A 2,197-nucleotide genomic window follows, 5' to 3' on the forward strand; every position below is an offset into this window, starting at 1 on the left:
TCCTCCCTCCGAGCAATCGGTGGGACTCCCTCTCCCGCTTGCGGGGGAGGGTTGGGGTGGGGGTGTCTCCACAAGCGAGGGCCCCAATGAGGAGAGAGCCCTCACCCGGCGCCATAGCCGATGCAGAGCATCGGCGTCTTAAAGAACGGCGGCCAGAAGGCCGCCTATGCCGACCTCTCCCGCACGCGGGAGAGGTTAAGCAAGCGATCCGCCGCCGCGATTTCCTGAAGAGTGCAGGCCTTGCCGCCGCGACGCTCGGCCTGCCGCGGCTGGCCCGCGGCAACGAGACCACCGGCATCTACGACATCGAGCGGTTCGGCAACGCGCGGATCCTGCACATCACCGACACGCACGCGCAGCTCAATCCCGTCTATTTCCGCGAGCCCAGCGTCAATATCGGCATCGGCGAGATGGCGGGACGGCCACCGCATCTGGTCGGCCGCGCCTTTCTCGAACGGTTCGGCATCCGCCCCGACAGCGCGGATGCTTATGCCTTCACCTGCGTCGAATTCGAGAAGTCCGCAGGCCGCTTCGGCAAGCTCGGCGGCTTCGCCCATTTGAAGACCCTGGTGGATCGCTTGCGCGCCGATGTCGGCGAGCGGCGCTCGGTGCTGGTCGACGGCGGCGATCTCTGGCAGGGCACGGGGCTCGCCAACGTAATGCAGGGCCGCGACATGGTCGAGGTCGCCAATCTGCTCGGCATCGAGGCGATGACCGGGCATTGGGAATTCACCTATGGCGAGCAGGCGCTGCGCGACAATCTCGAGCGCTTCAAGGGCGAATTCCTGGCGCAGAACGTGTTCCTGACCGAGGAAGCGGCGTTCAACGACGCGCCCGCCTTCGACAAGGCCACGGGACGCGTGTTCAAGCCGTCCACGATCAAGGAGCTCGGCGGGCACCGCGTCGCGATCATCGGCCAGGCCTTCCCTTATACTCCGATCGCGCATCCCAAGAGGTTCACACCGGACTGGAGCTTCGGCATCCGCGAGGAGGAGTTGCAGAAGCATGTTGATGCCTTGCGCGCGACCGACAAGGTCGATGCCGTCATCCTGCTGTCGCACAACGGCATGGACGTGGACCTCAAGCTCGCGGGCCGGGTCGCCGGCATCGATGTTATTCTGGGCGGCCACACCCATGATGCCGTGCCGCAGCCGATCGCCGTGAAGAATGCGGGCGGCACGACGCTCGTCACCAATGCCGGCTCCAACGGGAAGTTCTTGGGAGTGCTCGATCTCGCGCTCGACAGCGGCAAGGTCGGCGATGTCAGGTATCATCTGTTGCCGGTCTATTCCGAGCTGCTGAAACCCGATCCGGCGATGGCCGAGCTGATCGGCCGGGTCCGTGCGCAGCACGTGGCCGACTGGTCGGAGAAGATCGCGACACCGGACCGGCTGCTCTATCGCCGCGGCAATTTCTCCGGCCCGATGGACGAGCTGATCTGCGCGGCGCTGCGCAGCGAGCTCGATGCCGAGATCGCGTTGTCGCCGGGCTTCCGCTGGGGCGTCACCGCGCTGTCGGGACAGGCGATGACCATGGAGGATCTGCTCGCGCAAACCGCGATCGCCTATCCCGAGACCTATGTGCAGGAGATGACGGGAGCCGAGATCAAGGACCTTCTGGAGGACGTCTGCGACAACCTCTTCAACGCCGATCCCTACTACCAGCAGGGCGGCGACATGGTTCGCGCCGGCGGGCTCAGCTACACCTGCACGCCCGACGCTGCGATCGGCGCTCGAATCGCCGAGCTGAGGCTCGGCAACGGCAAGGCGCTCAACGCGAGCCATCGCTACAAGGTTGCGGGCTGGGCCTCCGTCAACGGCCGGCAGGGCGCGCCGGTGTGGGACGTCGTCGGCAAATATCTGCGCTCGGGCCGGATGATGCCCGAACGGCTCGGCTCCGGCGTCACGCTGAAAGGCGTCGAGGGTAATCCGGGGGTTGCAGGACGCGGATGATGCCCTCGAAGCTGTTCCGCTCGATGCTGCTGGCACTGCTCGTCTGCGCGACGGCGCTGCCCGCTCCGGCGAAGCAGGTGCCGCTCCAGGACAAGCCGTTCGCGGAGCACAAGATCGTGCTGCAGCTCTCCGATGGCGATCCAAACAAGCAGGCGCTGGTGCTGAGCGTCGCCAACAATCTGCTGAAGGCCTACGGCCCCGACAAGATCGCGATCGAAGTGGTGGCGTTCGGCCCGGGCATCGAC

The 2,197-nt window shown here is 66.0% G+C and carries 1 protein-coding gene and 1 pseudogene; both read left to right on the forward strand.

The genetic code is table 11. The annotated features are described in order from the left end of the window. Window positions 1–86: 86 nt before the first annotated feature. On the forward strand, window positions 87–1,952 hold the full coding sequence (gene soxB, locus JHD07_RS25685) for a thiosulfohydrolase SoxB (protein ID WP_291627147.1): 1,866 nt from the start codon (window positions 87–89) through the stop codon (window positions 1,950–1,952). After that, window positions 1,949–2,197 (forward strand): annotated as a pseudogene (locus tag JHD07_RS25690) (hypothetical protein); the annotation flags it as partial. The gene soxB and the pseudogene JHD07_RS25690, both read left to right, overlap by 4 nt.

Source organism: Bradyrhizobium sp. (assembly GCF_016462955.1).
GTDB lineage: Bacteria > Pseudomonadota > Alphaproteobacteria > Rhizobiales > Xanthobacteraceae > Bradyrhizobium.